Origin of the sequence: Roseomonas sp. TAS13, from assembly GCF_001950415.1 — a bacterium.
GTDB lineage: Bacteria > Pseudomonadota > Alphaproteobacteria > Acetobacterales > Acetobacteraceae > Roseomonas > Roseomonas mucosa.
In genome coordinates this window covers 1-1,001 of sequence record NZ_BDLP01000704.1, presented here as the reverse complement: position 1 = coordinate 1,001, position 1,001 = coordinate 1, and the positions used below count along the sequence as shown (strand labels likewise).

The 1,001-nt window shown below is 71.5% G+C and carries 1 protein-coding gene and 1 pseudogene; both read right to left on the bottom strand.

The genetic code is table 11. The features are described 5' to 3' along the window. Positions 1-262, bottom strand: a pseudogene (locus ROTAS13_RS24985) (riboflavin biosynthesis protein RibF); the annotation flags it as partial. A gap of 23 nt (positions 263-285) precedes the next feature. Then, positions 286-888, bottom strand: coding sequence for a TIGR00730 family Rossman fold protein (locus ROTAS13_RS24980; RefSeq protein WP_099781294.1), 603 nt, complete (start codon positions 886-888; stop codon positions 286-288). Between the last annotated feature and the right edge of the window lie 113 nt (positions 889-1,001).

Here is a 1,001-nt window from a genome sequence, read left to right as displayed (position 1 = left end):
CCCGCCGCTTTGCCGGCAGGGGGGTCAGGCGGAAGGGCGGGTCGTCCGGGCGGAAATACTCGCGCGGATGCGGCTCGAAGGTGAGCGCCGCCAGGGGCAGGTCGGGCCGCGCCGCATGGGCCGCGCCCAGCACCGCCCGGTGGCCGCGATGCACGCCGTCGAAATTGCCCAGCGCCACGGCCGCGCCGCGCGCCACCGCCGGCACGCCGCGCCAGTCCGCGAGCAGCAGGCAATCCGCCTCGGGAACGGAAGGCTGGGCCATGGCCGGAACCCCGCTGCCGCCGCTCAGGTCTGGGCCGGGCTGACGATCCAGCGCGCCACTTCCGGCGGTCGGAAGGCGGCCAGCATGTCCAGCGCCTGTTCCGGCGTTTCCGCCCGCATGGCCAGCAGCCGGTGCTCGGGCTTCAGGAAGCCCTCCCCCTGCATCCCGTCCAGCGCCGCCATCAGGTGGTTCCAGTAGCCATCGACATCGAGGAAGACCGCGCCCTTGCTGTGCAGGCCAAGCTGCGACCAGGTGAGCACCTCGAAGACCTCCTCCATCGTGCCGAAGCCGCCGGGCAGGATCACGAAGCCGTCCGACAGCTCGGCCATCATCGCCTTGCGCTCGTGCATCGACCCGACGACATGCAGCCGCGTCACGGAACCGTGCCCGACCTCGCGCTGCATGAGCGCCTCGGGGATCACCCCGTCCACCTCGGCGCCGTTCGCCAGGGCGGCATCGGCCACCACGCCCATGAGGCCGACCTTGCCGCCGCCATAGACCAGGTCCAGCCCCCGCGCCGCGATCGCCTCGCCCAGGGCGCGGGCGGTTTCGGCATAGACCGGGCGGGCGCCGCTGCTGGCGCCGCAGAACACACAGACACGCTTCAACGTCTTCGTCTCTTCCATGGCCCTGATCTAAGGGCATCGGCGGCGCCGGGGAAAGCGCGTCCGGATGACGATCCGCTCAGCCGCCCCTGCCACCCTGTCTCTTGATCACATCTACGCACAGCTCCACCGTA

Coding starts and splice junctions, on each gene's coding strand:
- ROTAS13_RS24980 (WP_099781294.1), bottom strand. CDS start 888: ATGGAAGAGACGAAGACGTTGAAGCGTGTCTGTGTGTTCTGCGGCGCC.